The following is a 19,566-nucleotide window of genomic DNA, read 5'->3' as shown; positions in this document are numbered from 1 at the left end:
GTTGCCCCCGCCGCATCCGATCGGCCGATCCTGGTCGATCCCGGCGGCGACATAGCGATCCGACGAACAGGGCAACATGGCGATATGACAGTCTACTATGTGAACTCAGCAACTGGCTCCGACCGCAACAGCGGAACGGGCCAGAAATCGGCTTTTGAGACTTTGTCCAAAGTGGAATCCTTGAAGCTGAAACCCGGCGACAGTGTGCTCCTTGCCAAGGGGAGCGTGTTCAACGAGCAGTTCGATATCAAATATTCCGGCAGCGAGAGTGCGCCGATCAAGATCGGCAGTTACGGGACGGGTGCGGCACCCGTCATCCACAGCAGCGGCGACGGCATCCACAGTCTCTATGCCTCGAACATCATCATCGAGAACCTGAAGATATCGAATATCGGCGGTGCCGGCATCTATGGCGGCAATGTCACGAACTGGACGGTCCGCGACGTCGAGATCGCCAAGACGGGATTGTCGGAAAACGCAGGCGCCGTCACCTTCCGGAGCAGCAAGAACGTCACGTTCGAAGACAGCAAGATATCGGGCGTCAAGGGCGACGGCTTCTGGATCGAGAAGGTCGCCGGCGTCAAGCTTCTCAACAACACCGTGACCAGCGCGAACGGTTCGACGGCCGATGCCGTGCAAGTGAACGACAGCAGCAATATTCTAATCAAGGGCAATCATCTCGACCAGACGCATGCCAGCAGCCCCAAGGGCGTGATCGCGCTGGTGCGGGACACGAATGTCGTGGTTGAGGACAATGTGCTCACCGGCGGCGGCTTCGGCATCAGCGCGCAAGCGGGCAAGAACGTCGCCATCCGCGACAACGACATATCCGGATACCACGGTTACAGCTGGTCCTTCGCCGTCGGTCTCGGCGACCAGGGCAATGCGCGGGACTATGATATTTCAGGGAACCATATTCATGACGGCGCATGGGGCGTTTCCGTCAGTGCCCCCAGCGGCACCAGCTATACCCGCACGAATATCAAGGTCCACGATAACGTCTTCGACGACCTCTCGCAGGCGGCGCTGAAGGTCGACAGGCCGGCATCCGGCTCCTTCTACAACAATACGATCGAGACCGGCACCAAGGCCACCAGCATATCGCCGGCCATTGCCGACGCGCATACCTTCACGGTCAAAGGCAACCATACGGTCGCCAATGTCGAGACCGCGCTGGCAAGCCCGGTTGCGAAGACTGCGGCAGTGATGGAGGCCTCCGCGGATCCGGCGGTAATCGCCGTCCATGACAATTTGAAGATCTTCACCGATACGGGCGACGCCCATCGCGGCAATCTCCTCGAAAACGACAGCTCGGACAATGACACCCTGGTGCTTCGGCGCTTCGGGGAGGAAACCGTCGGCAAGCACGGGCTGACGCTGACCGGGGAATATGGTGAGATCCACGTGGACCGGGAAGGCAACTATGCCTACACGCTCGATGAAACGAAGCTCCCTGACCATAGCGGACATGTGAGCGAGTCGTTCAGCTACGGGATCAACGATGGAAGCTCGCACCATAGCGACGGGGATACGCTGACCGTCTTCATCCATCTGGATGGCTTGCTGAGCTGAGGTGAATGTGCCGGGAGCCGGCGCGACGCCGGGAGGCGTTCCTTCCGGGGAAGCGTTGCTCTCGCCATCAAATGGCTCCGCAGTGTCCCTCATCCGGCTGCCGCCGGGTGAGGGTAAGGGGCTGCAATACGGCCTCAACCTTTCCGGCTTGCGACTGACCTGAAACAGGACGCCTCACCTCTGCGACCATACGTCGCCGAGGTGTACGGTTGTCATTCATTAACCTTTCGGTCGTTATTTAGTAGATTGTTTTCGTATAAGTTGTCATTTCCAGGATACGCCTCCGCCAGGCGTTCTCGGGACCAAGGCAGACCCACAGGGTCTGCTGACCGTCGTGAGGGCAATATCGAAGGCCTTTTGACATGGCCTTTAGCCCCGACCGCATCCGATCCACGCGTCGCAGCCGATTCAGACGGCTGCGCGGGCAATTCGAGAACAAGGCGATATGGCAATCTATTATGTGAATCCAGCGACAGGCTCCAACAGTAACAATGGAACGAGCGAAGACACGCCGTTTGCATCGTTCTGGGCGGTGGAAAACTTGAAGCTGCAGCCGGGCGACAGCGTGCTGCTCGCCGCCGGAAGCGTGTTCAACGATCAGCTTGACCTTAAATACTCCGGCAGCGTTACGGCTCCGATTACGATCGGCAGTTATGGTGTCGGCGATGCGCCGGTCATCCATAGCCCCAACGACGGCATCCACAGCCTCTATGCCTCGAACATCGTCATCGAGAACATCAAGATCTCCGACACTGGCGGTGCGGCCATCTATGGCGGCAGTGTTTCGAACTGGACGGTCCGCAACGTCGAGGTCGATCACACCGGACTGGCTGGCAAGTCAGGTTCGATCACCTTCCGGACCGGCTCGAACATCACCATCGAAGACAGTACGATCAACGACGTCAACGGCGACGGCGTCTGGATCGAAAAAGTCAACGGCGTCAATTTTCTCAACAACACCGTCACGAACGCCCACGGCACCGCGGCCGATGCCGTCCAGATAAACGACAGCAGCAATATCGTGATCAGCGGCAATTATCTCGACCAGACGGGCGCCGCTACGCCGAAGGGCGTCATCGCGCTCGTTCGGACCGTAAATGCCTTGGTCGAGGACAACGCGATCATCGGCGGTGGCTTCGGGATCGGCGCTCAAGCCGGCACCAACGTCGCTATCCACGACAACGATATTTCAGGCTATGGCGGCTACAGCTGGTCCTACGCCATCGGTCTCGGCGACCAAGGCAATACGCGGGACTACGATATATCGGGCAACTATATCCACGATGGCGTATGGGGCGTGGTGGTCAGCGCCGCCGGCACGACCAGCTACGTTCGCGAGGGTATCGAGATCCACAACAATGTCTTCGACGACCTGACTCAGGCAGCGCTGAAGGTCGACAGGCCGGCATCCGGCTCCTTCCACGACAATGTCATCGCCAGCGATGTCAAGCCCTACAGCATATCTCCCGCCATCATCGGCGCGAACACCTTTCCCGTCAGCAACAACACGACGCTCGACGAGGCCCAGGCGACGATGCTTGCGAACAGCGATAGTCTCGCCGTCGGCGATACGACGCACACGGACACGGCGCCTGCGCTTGTCGCAACCCATGACAGCCTGAAAATTTCCTCCGATCTGGATGGCGCCCATTACGGCAATCTCCTCGAAAACGACAGCTCGGCCAATGGAACCCTGCTGCTTCGCCGCTTCGAGGGCGAATTCGTCGACAAGGACGGCGTGACGCTAACCGGCCAATACGGCTCCATCCATGTCGACAGTGACGGCGATTACACCTACACGGCCGACGCGGCAAAGCTCGCCGGACTCAGCGGAGACGTGAGCGACACCTTCCACTACAAGATTTCCGATGGGACTTCACTGCATTTCGACACGGATACGCTGAGCATCTCCATCCATGTGGATGACCTGCTGAGCTGACAGGGATGCCGGCAGCAAATGGCGTTGCATCATCGCGGGCCTTCCGCCCAGCACTTGCGAAGTCATTGATCGCCGAGCAGGATCTTGATGACGTCGACTTCGATTTCCGCGCAGATTATCTCGTATTCGGTGATGATTGCGGGATCGGCCGATCTATCCCGGCGCATGCGATCGAGGACGGCGCAGGCTTCGCCATAGGTGCCGCACAATTCGTAAAAATGGGGCTGGCTCGCCGCGGCCGCTCTGATCGTTGCCCGCGTCGCAGGCAGCCTCATCATCAGCCTGGCCAGGCCTTGTTCCGCGACTTGCCGGGTGATATGGGCTACGCCTTCTTTCCTGACCATGCCATCATTCCTCGCTGCCTGTGTTTTCCGATCCAGGGGGTACGCAGGACTCATCCCCGGAGTAGTACGCAGGAATGCCGCATCTGGTTTCATGCCGGATGAAGGATTGTCGGCGCTACGCTGCAAACAGCCGGTGCTACCAGCGCAGGAGGCGGGGGCCGAGCAGCGCGCCGATTGCGCCGGTCAAGAGGATGCCAAGCGAATACCAGAGGGTGACGAAGGGCAGGCCGTTTTCCGTACAGAACCAGGAATAGACCCAGGCGCCGGATGCGCCGGCGGCAATGCCGGCGATGAAGCCTGTGATGCCGAGGTTGCTCGGGGCGCCGCTACGGAGAACCCAGGTATTTGCGATCAGGATCGGCATGGCAAAGGCAAAGATCAGCAGCGGGCAATGCAAGGCGGAGGAGCCGAGCACCAGCATGGGGTAGCTTGCGGCCGGCGACAGAGCGAGTTGAATGACCGCCATGACGGCGAGGGCGAGTATGATGGCCGCGGCAATCCCGAAAAAGCGGCCCTCCGAGCCATCCGGCCGGGACAGGCGGTAAACGGCCGCGAAGGCGGCGATTGCAAGCAAGGCATTGTAGGCGGACTTGATCCAGAAGACCGGCAGCATCAGCGCCTGCGCCATATCGGTGCGAAGGCCGAGGACGATAATCATCAGTAGCAGCGAGACTGCCAGAGCAGGCAGGATGGCGAGCGCGAAGCGGCGTTCGAGCGCATGCCTCGGCACCGGCTTCAGATCCCGGACAAGGCTGTCGATCACGTCCTCGGTCTCTCTCACATCCCACCTCGCAATCTTGCCGCCAGCGCCTTGATGCCCCTGTGAACGCCGACCTTGACCGCCGATTCCGACTGTCCGGTGCGGCTTGCCGTGTCGGCCACCGACTGCCCCTCGAGCTTGACCTGACGGATAAGCTCCTGCTGGTGCTGCGGCAGGCCGTTCAGCAGCCGTTCGACATCCATGCGCGCTGCAATCGCATCCTCCCTGAAGTCGTCTTCGATCTCCTCGTCCAGTTCCATTTCCGCCTTGTACCGGCCGCCATGCTTTCGGTGGTGGTCGATCAGCTTGTAGCGGGCAATCGAGAAGAACCACGCGGTGAACGGCCGCCCCCTGTCATAGGTCGCCCGGCGCGCATGCAGCGCCAGCAAGGTCTCCTGCACGAGATCTTCCGTGTCGGATTTCGCCGTGGTGCCGATCCGCCCGCCATAATAACCGACGAGCAGGGTTCGCAACGTCACGAGCAGACGCCGATAGGCTGCCTCGTCCCCGTCGAGGGAAAGAAGCATCAGCATCTTCAGTGCTTGTTCCGAATGGGCGCTCGTCATGTCGTCTGCAATATCATTCGGGTGGATGACGCTTTCGTTACAGGCGGGTTCAAAAAACTTCCGCCGGCAATTCAAAGTTTACAGCGTCACTTGCGCGTCTCCAAAAGCCGCGCGGCGCTGTAGCGCTATCACATAAGCGTGAGGCTGTAACCGCCTTCGCAAAGCGATCGAATTCAGGACTGTGAGCCGTCGGCGGGTGCCGGCGGACATGTCAATCGATCCGAGGAGACCCTCATGACCAAGATCCTTTCCAGCCTTGCCGCCTGCACCTTCGTCATCGGCCTGTCGCTTGCCGGCGCCGCCAGCGCCCAAAGCAGCGATGCCATGAAGAAAGACAGCATGAAGACCGACACGATGTCGAAGGATGCGATGTCCAAGGATGCGATGTCTAAGGACGCAATGGCGACCGGCAGCACCAAGGCCGACTGCATGCACAATGCCGGCATGGAGAAGGACACGATGAAGAAGGACACGATGATGAAGGCCTGCGACGCGATGAAATAAGCTTTAGCCGCGGCCGCTGAAACTATTTGGCCGGCGGCCGCGTCCTTTCTCGCGAAGACCTTTCACGCCGATCCGGAGGAACTACAATGGCCACGACCGATGCCGGCATGGCGAGCGGACGCACGCTCTTCTACCGCCATGGCCTGCTGGTGCGCCTGTCGCACTGGGTAAACGTGCTGTGCATGACGGTGCTGCTATACAGCGGCCTGCAGATATTCAACGCCCATCCGGCGCTCTATTGGGGCCAGTACGGCGCCGACAACGATCCTTCCTTCATTTCCATGGAGGCGGAACAGGAAGGCGATGCGCTGAAGGGTGTGACGCACTTGGGCGGATTGAGCTTCGATACGACGGGCATTCTCGGGGTTTCGAATGTCGACGGCGAGGCTACGGTGCGCGGTTTTCCGAACTGGCTGACCTTGCCGAGCTACCAGGATCTGGCATCGGGCCGGCGCTGGCATTTCTTCTTTGCCTGGCTGTTCGTCATCAACGGCTTCATCTATCTCGCCTATGGTTTCGTCAGCCGGCATTTCCGCCGCGATCTACTGCCGGCGGCCGAAGAGCTGAAGCCTTCGCATCTCGGCCATGAGATCGTCAGCCACGCCCGGCTGCGCTTTCCCAAAGGGGCCGAGGCCCGCCACTACAATACGCTGCAGAAACTCGCCTATGTCGCCGTGATCTTCGTGCTGCTGCCGCTGATGATCGGGACGGGGCTTACCATGTCGCCGGGCTTCAACGCGGTCGCGCCCTGGCTGCTCGATCTGTTTGGCGGTCGGCAATCGGCCCGCACGCTGCATTTCCTGACCGCCTTCTCGCTCGTCGCCTTCGTCGCCGTGCATGTGGCGATGGTGCTGGTCTCGGGCGTGTTCAACAATTTGCGTTCGATGATCACCGGCTACTACGACATCGGGCAGGGAGGAAAGTCATGAGCCGCATCATCACCAGGCGTCGCTTCCTGATCGGCGCGACCATGACGGCATCTGCGCTGGGGCTCGCCGGCTGCGATGCCCTCGTCGAAAACGATCGGACGAAATCGGTGTTGAAGATCGCCGAAGGCCTCAGCATGAAGACGCAGCGCTTCCTGCTCGGTGACGACGCGCTCGCCCGCGAATTCACCGAAGCCGATATCTCGCCGACCTTCCGCGCCAATGGCACGAGCATGCCCGACAATGCCCGCTATATCGACTGGATGAACCAGCGGTTTTCGGGCTGGAAACTCGAGGTCGGCGGGCTGGTCGACAAGCCGATGCAATTGTCGCTGGCGGAGCTGAAAGCCCTGCCGGCTCGCACGCAAATCACAAGGCATGACTGCGTCGAGGGCTGGAGCGCGATCGGCAAATGGACCGGCGTGCCGCTCGGCGCGCTGCTGCAGGCGGCGGGCCTGAAACCCGAAGCCCGCTACATTGTCTTCCAATGCGCCGACGAATATGAAAAGACGCTCGACGGCAGCGGTTGGTATTACGAAAGCATCGATCTCGTCGATGCGTTTCACCCCCAGACGATCCTTGCCCACACCATGAACGGCCGCGATCTCGAAGTCGCCCATGGCGCGCCTCTGAGGCTCCGGGTCGAGCGCCAGCTCGGCTACAAGCAGGCAAAATACCTGACCGGCATCGAAGCCGTCGCCGATCTCGGCCAGCTCTACGGCGGCAATGGCGGCTTCTGGGAGGATCGCGGTTATGAATGGTATGCGGGCATATAGTCCCAAGCGACATGCCGACTGACGCTTTCCTCGTGTCGGGTTCCACGGCCGGAGAGGTCGTCGTGATCGAGGGTGCGCAGCCCGGCCGCTGCCGCGCTCAGGCAGAGAGGCCGATGGTGATGGTGGCGGACAGCACGCCGCTATCGAGCTTTTCGAAATCGAACATGTGGTCGGCCGCATCCTCCGGGATGAGGCCGTCCTCGTCGTTGCGCGTATCGCGGGCAGGGCGTCCGAGATAGTCGGGATGCTCGCCGTAGATGATATCGCTCAGCACATCGTCGAAATAGATCTGGCTGACGAGAAGCTCCTTGCCGTCGACGAGGATGCGGCAATGAACATGCGGCGTGCGGCCTTTGTACCATCCCGGATAGGCCGTCAAAAAGCTTGCCTGCCCCTTGGTATTCGTCAGCTGGCGGCCGCGGAAAGCGAGCCCGCTGATCGCCTCGGCATCGCCGAAGGTGCACATCTCAGCAGCCTCGCGGCCGGAATAGATGCCGCGACGATCGGTATGCCAGATTTCGATATCGGCATTTTCGATCGGCCGGCAGTCGGCGGCGTGGACGAGCCGAACGGCCAACCGCAAAGGCAGCCCGGCCTTTCCTTCCGAGACGTCCTGACGGGCAGGAATATTGTTGACATGGCAGGGGCCAAGGGTCTGGGCGATGGTCACGACGCAATTCGGACTGCCGCGGAAGAGCGGCTCGGGCAGCTTTTCCAGGGTCACCGCCTTTGTGCCGCCGGTCAGGAAATCCGTTCCCTTCCAGTCGAAAGTTTTGGCCGCAACAACGACATGCCGCCGCGGCCAGACCGCCACCGCAGCCACGGATGATGCGACAATGGCCGCACCTCCAAGCACAAGTGTCCGCCTCTTCATCTGTCTTCCTTTGCCTCAAGACGCAGGATTTAAGGAGGATGCGCAGAAAATTCCAATTAAATCCACGCCATGATCGGCGGCAACGAGATCATCTGCATCTAATGCCGTCGAGACGGCAGGTGGGTCTCGAACGGCCACTACTGTTTGCAGCCGGATTGACGGGAAAGCGTATTCTGACGATGTTTGCAAATGGACGGTTGCTCCGAGGCGCCCATTGGGTTCCTGTCGCGTAAAAGATGCTGTAAAGCATTGAATTTCCTGATAGTTCTATCTTGCATCGATTCCGCTTTTAACTATGCAGTAGGCATCAAGATTCATTTCCGAGCCAGGGCAGAGTCATATGGAACCAACCCACTTATTCGAGCTCGTCATCGCAATGTTTCTTGCGATCATCGCCCTGCAATATGCCGCCCACCGGCTCGGACTGCCGCCGTCCGTCGCGCTCCTGACCGGTGGCGCCTTGCTGGCGTTCGTGCCGGGGTTGCCGGCGATATCAGTCGATCCGGAGCTGGTGCTCGTCATCTTCCTGCCGCCGCTCCTGATGGACGGCGCCTGGGCCATCGCGCTGGCGCGGTTGCGGCGCCATATGATCGGTATCGCCTCGCTGGCCGTCGGCGCTGTGTTGTTCACCTGCGCGGTGGTGGCCGTCGTGGCCCATCTTATCTTTCCATCGCTTCCCTGGGCAGCCTGCGCGGCCCTTGGCGCGATCGTTGCCCCCCGGACGCGGTCTCGGCGCGCGCCGTGCTCGAGCGAGTCAGGCTGCCGCGGCGGCTGCAGATCCTTTTGGAAGGCGAGAGCCTGCTCAACGATGCGAGCGGCCTGGTTCTTTTCCGTTTTGCCGTTGCCGCCGCCGCAACCGGAGCCTTCAGCGCGGGGGAGGCAGTCGGCAGCTTCCTCGTGCTGGCGCTCGGCGGCGCCGTCGTCGGCGTCGTTGTGGGAACGGCATGGGTCAAGCTCGTTCGGCGTCTCGGTGACGAATATCTGATCATCGCAGCCACGGTGCTGCTCGGCTGGATTTCCTATCTGCTCGGAGAGCTGCTGCATGTTTCCGGCGTCATCGCCACCGTCACCACTGGCCTGATCGCGTCCTGGCACCAGCACACCGTATTTTCGGCCGCAACGCGCATGCGCGGCACGTCGTTCTGGACCGTGATGATCTTCCTGATGGAAGCTTCGGTTTTCACCTTGATCGGGCTCTCGCTGCGGGATGTCGTCGAACGCGGCGGCGGCTTGACCACGGTGATCGCGACGATGGGGCTGCCGATGCTGGCGATCCTCGTCACACTCGTGGTCGCGCGCTTTGCCTGGATCTTCGCCTCCGATCTCGTCATCAGGTTCTGTGCAGCCCTGGGGGTGACGCGAGCTCAGCCGCTCGGCGCTGGCGGTGCGACGGTTCTCAGCTGGGCAGGCGTGCGCGGCGTGATCACGCTCGCCCTGGCGCTCAGCCTGCCGGAGGGGTTCCCAGGCCGTGACTTCATCCTCGCCACGTCCTTCGCCGTCATTCTCGGAACCGTGCTCGTGCAGGGCACGACATTGGGGCGGGTGATTGCCTGGGCGCGGCTGGTGGAGACGGAGACGGAAAGAGCGCGCCTGACGATGAGCCAGGCCGAAGCCGCCATGGCGCAGGCGCAGTTCGGGACCGTTCAGAGCCTGGCATATGACGCGGAGGGGAAACTCATCCATCCGCAATTGCTGGAGCGCTACCAGCGCCGGGCGACAGCGATCGTCGACTATGCCGAGAGAACCGAGCACTACATACCGGTGCTGCATGCGCATTTCGACGTCATTCTCGAAGCGGTTGCCACGGGACGCCGGGAACTCATTCGCCTCCATCGCGCCGGCGACATCGACGACGAAACGTTGGACGAGCTGGAACGGGATCTCGATCTCGAGGAGCTAAGCGCGATCTCGGCCAAGGCGTGACTTCACGGTCCGCTTTCACGGCGATCGGCGGTCAGGCCCGTCCGTCACGATACTCACTGCGGCGGGTCACTATGGCTGCTTTGGCGGGTGTTTCCGTCTTCGGCAACGATGGTTGCCCCAACATGAATCCAACCCAATTGCTCCAGCAGTTTGCGCGAATTCCTGAGATCGCCGGAATTGAATCCATCCGTGAACTGACCATAAACAGGTTCGAGAACCCGCCTGGCCTCGGCCGGCGCGCCTTTGTCATGCAGCAGTGATGCGAGATCATGGGCCGCACGCAGCTTCCAGGCGAGGCAACCGATCTCGCCGGCGGCCTGCAAGGATTGCCGCAGCGTGGCCATCGCATCGTCGTCGCATCCGTATGCCCGCTCGGTCGCCGCCCGGAGGCGCAGAATCTCGGGCAGGATCCACCGTTCCGGATAAACCTGAAAAACATGATCGAGCGTGCGCGTGGCGTCGTCCCATTGGCCGATTGCAACCATCGCATTGGCGAGCATCGCATAGTAACTGTGATGACCGACCTGAAATGAGCCTCTCCTGAGATTGTCGAAGGCGGCCCGTAAGCCTTCGGATGAAGGGCTAGCACCGGTCAGAGCGTCGATGGACGCGCTGTAGCAATCCGCTATCGGAATCCACGCCGCCATGCCGTGACGATCGATGGTGTTCTTGAGATGGTCCGTATAAAATCTTGCCATCGCATAATCATGGCATTCGTGCATCGTCCATATGATGCCGCGCGCAAGAGCATGCGTGAGAGTCAGCCCGTGGCCGGTTTCCATTGCATCGCGCGCCGCTTTCTCGATGACGCGTAGGGCGCGTCCGGGCTTGCCGATGAGCCAGCAGAGCGCGCCTCGCTGGACTTCCATATTGGTCTTTTGATGGATGTGAAAGCGCGGCACGGCGCCTTCGGAATGATCTCGCATCTCCTCGCAAAGCTTCATCAGTCGTTGGTAACCCGCTTGGAATTTGCAGTCGAGGACGTCCCATACCGCGCGAAGCAGTTCCTGCTCCCACAGTGCAGGCCGGTCATTGGCGCGAATGGCGGCGTCCCGCATCGCCTGGAGTGTCTCCAGCACGGCACTTTGGTGGCCAGTCAGAACCGCAAAGGTCGACAGGGCTCCCAGGGCGCGGCATTCGGCGCTGGCATCCGCCGTCTCGCGAGCCAGCTGGATCGCTGTTTCGAACAAGGCAACGGTTTTTCCGGGATCGTCTGAGAGATAGGTGCTGACCGTCGCCAATCCCAAGACCAACGTCAGCTTCAACGCGGTATCGGCGCAGTCGATACGGTCGAACTCAATGAGCGCCCGCTCGCAATTCATGCGGGTCTCTTCTCCGAGAGACAGTTCATGCCACAGGGGCAATCCTGCGGCGACGAGTTGAATGCCGAGCAGCGGATCGCCCGAGTGGTCAAGCGCCCAATCGAGCGCCTTGCGCAGATCGTCCGCCCGGCCGCCATAGGTCGCATGCCACCGACGCGCCGGCATCGTCGCGTGCTCCGCACCAGCGCGGGTGAGGATCTCGAGCTGAAGGCGCGCGTGACTTGCCGATACCGCACCCAATTCTCCCTGACTGTCCAGCAGATCGCCGGCAAAGGCGCGCGTACTGTCCAGCAGGCGATGCCGGAGTTCACCGAATGTCTGATCGACGCTGAGCATCGACTTGGCACTCAGGCCGGCAATGGCGTCGAACGTGGCGCTCGGTGCAAGGCCAAGATGCGCGACGACGCGAACCGCCGCGTCAGTGTCGAAGGAACCTGCAAAGATCGAGATCGCGCGAAGGACGGCGGCCTCGTCGCTGGTCAGCAGCGCGTAGCTCCACTCGAGCGTGACGAGAAGGGTCCGTTGCCGCAAGGGACCGCCGGGACTGTCCCGCCTCAGAGTGCGAAATCGATCATCGAGTTCCTCAAGTACGGTGCCGGCGCTGCGGCCGGCCAGCCTAGATGACACCAGCTCGATCGCAAGTGGCGCGCCATCGAGCCGGCGGCAGATTTCGGCGATCGCCCGCGCGTCCTTGTCCTCGACACGATAGCCTGTCTTCTCGAACGCCCGTGCGGCCAGCAGCTGGGGCGCAGAGTATAGCAAGACGTCCCGGGCCGTGTCTGCGTGATCAGCAGGTGGGACTTCCAAGGGGGCGAGCCATACGACCTTCTCGCCGCGTGCGCGCAACACCTGGCGGCTGGTTGCCAGGATCCGGATGTCAGGCGTTTGCGCTAGCACGACGTCGCAGATATGCGCCACGGCATTGAGGACGTGCTCGCAGGTGTCGAGGAGGAGCACGGCCTTCCGCCGGGCCAGGATCGACACGATCGCCTGAAGCCTGTCGTCGCCGTTCGAACTTACCCCCAGGGCTGCGGCCAGTGACGAGGTCACGAATTCCTCGCTCGCGACCCGGGCGAAATCGACGAAGGCCACGGAGCCGCCGCCCTCGTCCTCGAAGAGTTGAGCGACAGCGACGGCGACAGTCGTCTTTCCGATCCCGCCGGCGCCGACGATCGTCGTCAGGCGGTTATTGGCCAGCATCTCGCGCAGTTCCGCAATCTCTGCGTCGCGGCCAATGACCGTGCCAAGCTCGGGAAGCGGCGCAGCTGCGGCCACAGGCAGATCCGTCTTGCCTCCGGTTTCCTCAGGCGGAGCGTCGGTGCCGAGCCAGTAACCCCGACCGACGACTGTGGTGAGATATTCGTGAGAAGGGGAGAATTCGCGGAGCGCACGCCTGAGATAAGCGACCGTTACCTTCAAATTGCTTTCGTGGACGAAAACATCGGGCCAGGCAGCCTCGAAGAGCTGTTCCTTCGTGACCAGCTCGCCCTTCTTCCGGGCAAGCGCCAGAAGAACATCCATTGCCCGGCCACCGAGATGGACTTCCTCACTCCTGCAGAACAGTTTGCGATGTCGTGCGTAAAGCCGGAACGGACCAAAATCCACGACCTCGTTTGGTTCCGCCGGTTCCATGTCAACAAACCGCTCCTGTCCTGCGGACTTCGCAGTGGTCGTGCAAAAGAGCTTGGTTGCGCCAAGTAAAGTCGTCCATCGAGCCGGATAACCCCCATCTCAGACAAGTGACCTACTAGCAACGCGAAGAGTCGGCATGCCGAAAAGCTGCTCATACTATCATTATCGCCGTTCGGTTACGAGCGCATGTCTGCCGGTCGACTTGCAGCCCGCCCTCGGGACGCGTGGATTTCCGGAGTCTACGGAAATTAACCTCCTTTAACCGATGGCCGTTGCCCCATTGGAGTAGAGTTGCATCGGCGGCGTGGCGAATGGGTCGCTCCGCAGAGGAGGCAAACACATGACCAAGGGAACAGTGCTCGTCGTCGGTTCAAACGCCACCCAGATCGAGATCCAGGGCGGGGGTGCCGGACCGACGGGTCAATATCTGAACGAGACGGTCGTGCCCACCATGGCGCTCGTTGAAGCCGGTTATGCCGTCGTGCTGGCCACGCCGAACGGCAGGAAGCCGCATATCGATGAAGTTTCGGATTCGGCCCAGCATTTCGGCGGCGACGAACAGGCCTATCAACGGGCTCGAACATTCTTTGCGCGGGACGCCTCAATGAATGAGGTGCGCACGCTGCGTTCGGTGCTCGAGGAAGGGCTGGAGAATTACGCCGGGGTGTTCGTTCCCGGCGGCCAGGCGCCGGTCGTCGATCTCATGCAGGATGGCGAACTCGGCGAGATTCTACGGCACTTCCACGCGCTCAAAAAGCCCACGGCCTTCCTCTGCCACGGCCCGATCGCGTCGCTCGCGGCCCTGCCGAATGCCAAACAATTTCGCGCTGCCTTGATCGCCGGTGACACGGCCAGGGCATCGGAACTGGGAAAAGGTTGGCAGTATGCCGGCTACAAGATGACAGTCTTTTCGGCCAGCGAGGAGAAGCCCATTGAGGAGAACATCCTTCACGGCAAGCTGTACTTCACGATGCCCGATGCGTTGCAGACGGCGGGCGGCCATGTAAGCACCACCCCGGTCGACTTCGAGCCTAATGTGATCGAGGACCGCGAGCTCATCACCGGCCAGAACCCGCGGTCCGACCATCCGCTCGCCGCGAAGCTCGTCGCAGCGCTCGATCGCGCGAAGGCGACCGTCTGAGCGTTCAGCGGCCTGCACCCGCGCGCAAAAGTCGAAGGACCTCGATCATGTCGGCGCATGTCAAGATCACCGCAATCCTCACTGCCCGGCCGGACAAGGCCGAAGGGCTGAAGGCGCTGCTCCTCGGGATGGCGCCGCATTGTCGGTCAGAACAGGGCAATCTGCGGTGGGATATCTGGCAGGACCAGTCACAGCCCAGCCGCTACGTCCTCGACGAACTCTACCGTGATACCGCCGCCGTCGCAGCGCATCGCGAGACCCCGCACTACAAGGACTATCGCGCGCGGATTGAGGATCTTGCAGACCGCTCTGCGTTGGTGCTGAGCCCGATCGAGGTTGAGGATTTGCGCCCGTAGCCCCGAGATCGGTACGCGTTCGTTGATGTCGGCTGCACGCCCCCAAAACAGCAAAGGAGAACGGATATGAAAGCGGCTCGCTTGCATGAACTTCACAAACCTCTCGTCCTCGAGGACATACCGGTCCCCGACATTCAGCCCGATGAAATTCTCGTCAACGTCAAGGCCTGCGGCATGTGCCGGTCCGACGTGCAGCTCGTCGACGGCTATTTCCACAAATATGCCGATATTCCGCGGCCGATCACGCCAGGCCATGAGATCACCGGCGTCGTGCGCAAGATCGGCGGCGACGTGCCGAGGTCAGAGTTCAGGGAGGGCGAGCACGTCGTCGTCGCACCTGGATGGGGCGACGGCACCTGCCGTCATTGCCAGGTGGGCAATACGCATATTTGCGCGAACGTACGCTGGCCGGGCTTTGGTCTCTATGGCGGATTTGCGGAGTTTCTGCCGGTGCCGGCCCGCTATCTGATCAAGGTGGACAGAGGGTTGAAATTTGAGGAAATCGCGCCGCTCACCGATGCGGGCATGACACCTTATCGCGGTATCAAGAAACTCCGCGACGCCGGCGCGCTCGGCCCCGACCGGGTGCTCGGCATCTTCGGCATCGGCGGGCTCGGCGCTTATGCGGTGCAGTATGCCAGGCTGCTTGGAAGCGGCTCGACTGTCGTTGCCTTCGGCCGCAATCCCGAAAAGCTTGCCGTCGCCACGGAGGACGGTGCCGACCACGTCATCGGCATCAAGAACAAGACGCCTGCCGATGTTGCTGCGGAACTCAAAAAGGCGACGGGCCAGGATCATCTCGATGCCATCATCGACTGCACAGGTGCCCCTGAGGTGATACAGCTGGCAACCGGCCTGCTGGGGATCAGCGGCCACTATGTCGATGTCGGGCTGGTCGGCGACCGAATCGACATTCCGCTCTTCCCCCGGGTCTCTCGCGAGCAGACCATTCAAGGCTCGTTCTGGGGCAACAACAACGACCTCAGCGAGGTGATGACGCTGGCCGCCCAAGGCAAGATCCGCCACACGATCAAGACCTTCGGGTTCGAGCAGGTCAATGAGTATATCGACCGACTGAGAGCGGGAGATATCGTGGGCAGGGCCGTCATGACATTCTGAGGTGCTCGCCCACGTTGGGTAGGGGTGCGGACGGAGCGCGCGGCGAGACACCTCAGCAAAGCGCATCCCTACGTCGATCGGGCCGTTTGGGAAGCCGATCCCGAGCGGGCTCCACAGTGCGAGTTGATACCAAGTGTAGGGATGAATTCCCTTGATGCTGGCTGTTCTTCGACATCATGCCCTAGATGGCAATCTGCTCGCCGAGTTCGACGACGCGGTTGGACGGCAGGTTGAAGTAATCGGAGGGATCGATGGCCAAGCCTTCCAGCGCCATGAATATGCGCTCCTGCCAGGCGGGCAGCCCGGTATTCGGCGTCCTGACGAGGTTCCGGCGGCCGAGATAGAAGGAGGTCCTCATGATCTCGAACTTGAAGCCGCCCTCACGGCAGAGAGCCAGCGCCCGGGTGACATCAGGGTCGTCCATGAAGCCGAAGGTGATGTCGAGGCGCACGAAACGCGGCGAGAGCTGGCTGATCCTGATGCGGCGGCTGTCGGGAACATAAGGTTCGTCCTCGGTCCAGACGGTCAGGATGACATTCTGTTCGTGGAGCACGTGATTGTGCTTGAGATTGTGGAGCAGAACATTCGGCGTGCGATCCGGGACGCTGGTCAGGAAGACTGCCGTTCCCGGAACAGTGACCGGCGAATGCTCCGACTTTCGTTCGATCGACCGGATGAAGGAATCGAGCGGGATCTCGTTGTTGGCGCGCAGTCTCTTCAGATAGGCCTGTCCTCGGGTCCATGTCCACATCAGGATCATGATCGCCAACGCCAAGGCGACCGGAACCCAGCCGCCGTCGTGGATCTTTAAAAGGTTGGCCGCCAGGAACAGGACTTCGATGATGAAGAGCGGCAGCAGCAGGACGGTGGCGAGCACGAGGGAGTAGCCCCAGACGGCCCGGAGGAACTGGAAGACCAGCATGGTGGAGATCACCATGGTTCCGGTCACGGAGATGCCATAGGCCGTCGCCAGCGACTCGGAGTCGCCGAAGGAAAAGATCAACATCAAGACGCCGACCAGCAGGAGAAGATTGACGCTCGGCACGTAGATCTGGCCGGTGTTGGTTTCCGACGTGAACTTGATCCTGAGCCTCGGCAGGAAGCCGAGGTGAACCGCCGAGCGGGCCAGCGAAAATGCGCCTGTTATCACCGCCTGGCTGGCGATGATCGTTGCCATCGTCGCCAGGATAACCACCGGCAGCAAGGCCCAGTCGGGATACATCAGAAAGAACGGATTGGTAGCCGTTTCGGGATGGCTAAGAACCAGCGCGCCTTGGCCGAGATAGTTCAGGAGCAGTGCGGGAAAAACGAGCACGAACCATGCCATCTGGATCGGCCGGCGCCCGAAATGCCCGAGATCGGCATAGAGCGCTTCGGCGCCCGTGACCGTCAGAAAGACGGCGCCGAGCACGATGAGGCCGACGCTGCCGGCATGGGTGAGGAACAGGAATGCATTGATCGGATTGAGCGCCTCCAGAATCCTCCAGTCGTCGCCGATATGGATCAGGCCGCCCGCGGCCATGGCCAGAAACCACAACACCGTTATCGGCCCGAAAAAGATCGAGACGGCGGCGGTTCCCTTGGACTGGACGGCAAAGAGAACGATCATGATCGCAGCTGACGCCAACGGGACGTAATCGGCAAAGGCCGGCGTGACCAGTTTCAGGCCTTCCAGCGCCGACATGACCGACAAAGCAGGCGTGATCATCGCATCGCCGATGAAGAGAGCCGCTCCGATCAGGCCGGCGAAGAAGAGCACCGGCACGTTTCGCCCCATCTTCTTCATCAGGAGGGCGAGAAGCGAAAGCGTGCCGCCTTCGCCGTCATTGTCCGCCCTGAGAAGGAAGAGCACATATTTGAAGGTCACGATGATCGTCAGCGTCCAGACCATCAGCGAAATGAGACCGATGACCTCGGCTTCGTGTACGCCATCGGCGGCAAACGGCCTCAGCGCCTCGCGAAGGGCATAGAGCGGGCTGGTGCCGATATCGCCATAGACGACGCCGACCGCGCCGATGACCAATCCGACAAAGCCCTTCCGGCCGGCGCCATCCCCCGTCTTATCCATATGCGTCGACGTCATGGTTCCCCGCTCATGCCATTTGCCTATGAGCACAAACATATGCCGCATTGCGGAACGGCAAGCAAATTGATGCGGGTGCTAATTTTTTTATGACGGGCGGAGGCAGATCTGGGCGTGGGAAGGATGGCGTTGCGATCCGTTCAAACCTCGTTCGCATCCCCTTGTGATTGCGCTTTCGCATGGTAATAAGGATGCATGACCTGCGCCCGGACCCTTTCGAGCTTCTATTACACGCTGCTCCCATAGAGAGCGGCGCAAGGTCATATTCCTGACACTCGAGACGCCGCACGGTCGGCGGCACGTGTGTCAACAGAAGGTCTCCGGCCTCATCGGCCCAAATGGAGATCCTCGTGATACTATCCTCTCAGCCTACCGGACCTAGGTCCGACTTTCTTCGCACTTTGAGCGAGCGCGGCTTCCTGCATCAATGCACCGACTTAGGAGCACTCGACAGCTGGCTTTGTTCAGGAGCCGGCACCGCCTATAACGGGTTCGATCTCACCGCCGACAGCCTGCATGTCGGGCATCTCATTCCGATCATGATGCTTCGGTGGTTCCAGAAGACGGGTAACAAACCCATCGCTTTGCTCGGCGGTGCGACAAGCCGCCTGGGCGATCCGAGCTTGCGCGACACGTCACGCCCTTTTCTCAGCGAAGAGCAGATCATGAAAAACCTGATCAGCATCCGGTGCGTCTTCGAGCGGTTCCTCGCTTTCGGGGATGGCCCGGCCGATGCGGTGATGGTCAACAATGCCGATTGGTTGGGTGGGCTCAACTACCTCGACTTCCTGCGCGATGTCGGACCGCATTTTTCAGTCAACCGGATGCTCACATCGGAGAGCGTGCGCCAACGGTTGGAACGAGAGCAATCGCTGTCATTGCTGGAATTCAACTACATGGTCATGCAAGCCTACGACTTTCATATGCTCGCAGAAAACCGCGGCTGCCTGCTTCAGCTTGGTGGGTCAGACCAATGGGGCAACATCGTCAGCGGCGTCGAATTTGGGCGGCGGATCGGTGGACGCGCTCTGTTTGGATTGACTGCTCCACTGCTGACGACATCGTCGGGCGCGAAGATGGGCAAGAGCGTTTCGGGGGCGGTTTGGCTGAACGCCGACCGGTTGTCGCCCTATGAGTTCTGGCAATTCTGGAGAAATACGGGGGATGCCGATGTGGGGCGTTTTCTCAGGCTGTTCACCGAGTTGCCCTTAAGTGAAATTGCCCGCCTTGAGGTGCTTCGGGATTCCGAGATCAACGAAGCAAAGAAGATACTTGCGGACCAGATCACCAGCTTGTGCCATGGGACAGATGCGGCAGCGCAAGCTTCCGAAACCGCCCGGCGCACCTTCGAAGCAGGCGAGGTGCCGGCTGGCCTCCCGACGGTCAGGCTCCCGGATAGCCGTCACAGCACCTTTCCGCTCGTCGACGCCATGGTCGTTGCCGGGCTTGCTAAGTCGAAAAGCGAAGCACGTCGATTGATCGTCGGCGGCGGTGTGCGGGTGAACGGCGACAGTGTAAACGACGAAGCAACGCAGCTTGGTCACTCCGACGTTCAGGATGGTGTCATCCGGCTGTCCGTCGGCAAGAAGCGACACGTCCTCCTTCAATCGGCAGTGGCGCCACCATGCTGACAGGGGCTGTCAGCATGGTGGTCGACAATGCGGGAACCGCGGGTTTCTGAGCCAGTCGCCATTTCGTCGGAATGTCCAGCTATCCCACTGGGGATAGT

15 protein-coding genes and 1 pseudogene are annotated in these 19,566 nt (G+C 61.0%); 10 read left to right on the top strand and 6 right to left on the bottom strand.

Going from position 1 to position 19,566, the window contains the following annotated elements:
* The first annotated feature begins 84 nt into the window (after window positions 1–84).
* Together OIU37_RS05560 and OIU37_RS05555 are read left to right on the top strand one after the other, a co-directional pair.
* Window positions 85–1,572 (top strand): right-handed parallel beta-helix repeat-containing protein, encoded by a 1,488-nt coding sequence (locus OIU37_RS05560; protein ID WP_264256355.1) that lies wholly within the window; start codon window positions 85–87, stop codon window positions 1,570–1,572.
* A 445-nt stretch (window positions 1,573–2,017) separates the two neighbouring features.
* A complete protein-coding gene (locus OIU37_RS05555) occupies window positions 2,018–3,511 on the top strand; it encodes a right-handed parallel beta-helix repeat-containing protein (protein WP_180694760.1) in 1,494 nt (497 codons plus the stop codon).
* A 62-nt stretch (window positions 3,512–3,573) separates the two neighbouring features.
* Here the strand turns inward: OIU37_RS05555 and OIU37_RS05550 are convergent, their stop codons facing one another.
* The 3 genes from OIU37_RS05550 to OIU37_RS05540 form a co-directional block, all read right to left on the bottom strand.
* Window positions 3,574–3,855 (bottom strand): nodulation protein, encoded by a 282-nt coding sequence (locus tag OIU37_RS05550; RefSeq protein ID WP_171376971.1) that lies wholly within the window; start codon window positions 3,853–3,855, stop codon window positions 3,574–3,576.
* Between the two features lie 136 nt (window positions 3,856–3,991).
* Window positions 3,992–4,636: a DUF1109 domain-containing protein gene (locus OIU37_RS05545; protein WP_180694761.1), complete on the bottom strand. Its 645-nt coding sequence runs from the start codon at window positions 4,634–4,636 to the stop codon at window positions 3,992–3,994.
* Window positions 4,633–5,181, bottom strand: a complete 549-nt coding sequence (locus OIU37_RS05540) for a sigma-70 family RNA polymerase sigma factor (RefSeq protein WP_182209351.1) — start codon at window positions 5,179–5,181, stop codon at window positions 4,633–4,635. The genes OIU37_RS05545 and OIU37_RS05540 overlap by 4 nt, the downstream gene beginning before the upstream one ends.
* 234 nt (window positions 5,182–5,415) lie before the next feature.
* On the opposite strand from OIU37_RS05540, the gene OIU37_RS05535 reads away from it, so the two are divergent.
* The 3 genes from OIU37_RS05535 (at window position 5,416) to OIU37_RS05525 (ending at window position 7,387) form a co-directional block, all read left to right on the top strand.
* A complete protein-coding gene (locus OIU37_RS05535) occupies window positions 5,416–5,685 on the top strand; it encodes a pentapeptide MXKDX repeat protein (protein ID WP_018485766.1) in 270 nt (89 codons plus the stop codon).
* A gap of 86 nt (window positions 5,686–5,771) precedes the next feature.
* A complete protein-coding gene (locus tag OIU37_RS05530; RefSeq protein ID WP_182209350.1) occupies window positions 5,772–6,614 on the top strand; it encodes a cytochrome b/b6 domain-containing protein in 843 nt (280 codons plus the stop codon).
* Window positions 6,611–7,387 (top strand): molybdopterin-binding protein, encoded by a 777-nt coding sequence (locus OIU37_RS05525; protein ID WP_264256347.1) that lies wholly within the window; start codon window positions 6,611–6,613, stop codon window positions 7,385–7,387. Before OIU37_RS05530 ends, OIU37_RS05525 begins: the two co-directional genes overlap by 4 nt.
* 97 nt (window positions 7,388–7,484) lie before the next feature.
* Here the strand turns inward: OIU37_RS05525 and OIU37_RS05520 are convergent, their stop codons facing one another.
* A complete protein-coding gene (locus OIU37_RS05520; protein WP_264256346.1) occupies window positions 7,485–8,261 on the bottom strand; it encodes a protocatechuate 3,4-dioxygenase in 777 nt (258 codons plus the stop codon).
* A 340-nt stretch (window positions 8,262–8,601) separates the two neighbouring features.
* On the opposite strand from OIU37_RS05520, the pseudogene OIU37_RS05515 reads away from it, so the two are divergent.
* Window positions 8,602–10,184 (top strand): annotated as a pseudogene (locus tag OIU37_RS05515) (Na+/H+ antiporter).
* 53 nt (window positions 10,185–10,237) lie between these two features.
* On the opposite strand, the gene OIU37_RS05510 reads toward OIU37_RS05515, so the two are convergent.
* The gene (locus OIU37_RS05510) at window positions 10,238–13,138 is read right to left on the bottom strand and encodes a winged helix-turn-helix domain-containing protein (RefSeq protein WP_264256344.1); all 2,901 of its coding nucleotides are present in this window, start codon (window positions 13,136–13,138) and stop codon (window positions 10,238–10,240) included.
* Between the two features lie 340 nt (window positions 13,139–13,478).
* Here OIU37_RS05510 and OIU37_RS05505 point away from each other — a divergent pair, with 340 nt between their 5' ends.
* The 3 genes from OIU37_RS05505 (at window position 13,479) to OIU37_RS05495 (ending at window position 15,754) form a co-directional block, all read left to right on the top strand.
* Window positions 13,479–14,279 carry a type 1 glutamine amidotransferase domain-containing protein gene (locus OIU37_RS05505; protein ID WP_182209346.1) on the top strand — a complete coding sequence of 267 codons (801 nt, stop codon included), beginning with the start codon at window positions 13,479–13,481 and terminating at the stop codon, window positions 14,277–14,279.
* Window positions 14,280–14,326: 47 nt separating this feature from the next.
* The gene (locus OIU37_RS05500) at window positions 14,327–14,635 is read left to right on the top strand and encodes a putative quinol monooxygenase (protein ID WP_171602923.1); all 309 of its coding nucleotides are present in this window, start codon (window positions 14,327–14,329) and stop codon (window positions 14,633–14,635) included.
* Between the two features lie 66 nt (window positions 14,636–14,701).
* Window positions 14,702–15,754, top strand: a complete 1,053-nt coding sequence (locus OIU37_RS05495; RefSeq protein ID WP_182209344.1) for an NAD(P)-dependent alcohol dehydrogenase — start codon at window positions 14,702–14,704, stop codon at window positions 15,752–15,754.
* A 181-nt stretch (window positions 15,755–15,935) separates the two neighbouring features.
* On the opposite strand, the gene OIU37_RS05490 is transcribed toward OIU37_RS05495, so the two are convergent.
* A complete protein-coding gene (locus OIU37_RS05490) occupies window positions 15,936–17,837 on the bottom strand; it encodes a potassium transporter Kup (protein ID WP_180694769.1) in 1,902 nt (633 codons plus the stop codon).
* Window positions 17,838–18,175: 338 nt separating this feature from the next.
* On the opposite strand from OIU37_RS05490, the gene tyrS reads away from it, so the two are divergent.
* Complete coding sequence (gene tyrS / locus OIU37_RS05485) at window positions 18,176–19,468, top strand: tyrosine--tRNA ligase (protein ID WP_372353412.1); 1,293 nt, start codon at window positions 18,176–18,178, stop codon at window positions 19,466–19,468.
* Window positions 19,469–19,566 lie beyond the last annotated feature (98 nt).

Origin of the sequence: Rhizobium sp. BT-226, assembly GCF_025847085.2 — a bacterium.
GTDB classification, from domain to species: domain Bacteria; phylum Pseudomonadota; class Alphaproteobacteria; order Rhizobiales; family Rhizobiaceae; genus Rhizobium; species Rhizobium sophorae.
This window is presented reverse-complemented; position numbering and strand designations above follow the sequence as displayed.

Bases quoted from the DNA above. Each gene is read 5' to 3' on its own strand.
- tyrS (WP_372353412.1), top strand. From the start codon at position 18,176: ATGGAGATCCTCGTGATACTATCCTCTCAGCCTACCGGACCTAGGTCC.
- OIU37_RS05500 (WP_171602923.1), top strand. From the start codon at position 14,327: ATGTCGGCGCATGTCAAGATCACCGCAATCCTCACTGCCCGGCCGGAC.
- OIU37_RS05540 (WP_182209351.1), bottom strand. From the start codon at position 5,181: ATGACGAGCGCCCATTCGGAACAAGCACTGAAGATGCTGATGCTTCTT.
- OIU37_RS05505 (WP_182209346.1), top strand. From the start codon at position 13,479: ATGACCAAGGGAACAGTGCTCGTCGTCGGTTCAAACGCCACCCAGATC.
- OIU37_RS05550 (WP_171376971.1), bottom strand. From the start codon at position 3,855: ATGGTCAGGAAAGAAGGCGTAGCCCATATCACCCGGCAAGTCGCGGAA.
- OIU37_RS05520 (WP_264256346.1), bottom strand. From the start codon at position 8,261: ATGAAGAGGCGGACACTTGTGCTTGGAGGTGCGGCCATTGTCGCATCA.
- OIU37_RS05525 (WP_264256347.1), top strand. From the start codon at position 6,611: ATGAGCCGCATCATCACCAGGCGTCGCTTCCTGATCGGCGCGACCATG.
- OIU37_RS05555 (WP_180694760.1), top strand. From the start codon at position 2,018: ATGGCAATCTATTATGTGAATCCAGCGACAGGCTCCAACAGTAACAAT.
- OIU37_RS05490 (WP_180694769.1), bottom strand. From the start codon at position 17,837: ATGACGTCGACGCATATGGATAAGACGGGGGATGGCGCCGGCCGGAAG.
- OIU37_RS05530 (WP_182209350.1), top strand. From the start codon at position 5,772: ATGGCCACGACCGATGCCGGCATGGCGAGCGGACGCACGCTCTTCTAC.
- OIU37_RS05560 (WP_264256355.1), top strand. From the start codon at position 85: ATGACAGTCTACTATGTGAACTCAGCAACTGGCTCCGACCGCAACAGC.
- OIU37_RS05510 (WP_264256344.1), bottom strand. From the start codon at position 13,138: ATGGAACCGGCGGAACCAAACGAGGTCGTGGATTTTGGTCCGTTCCGG.
- OIU37_RS05495 (WP_182209344.1), top strand. From the start codon at position 14,702: ATGAAAGCGGCTCGCTTGCATGAACTTCACAAACCTCTCGTCCTCGAG.
- OIU37_RS05535 (WP_018485766.1), top strand. From the start codon at position 5,416: ATGACCAAGATCCTTTCCAGCCTTGCCGCCTGCACCTTCGTCATCGGC.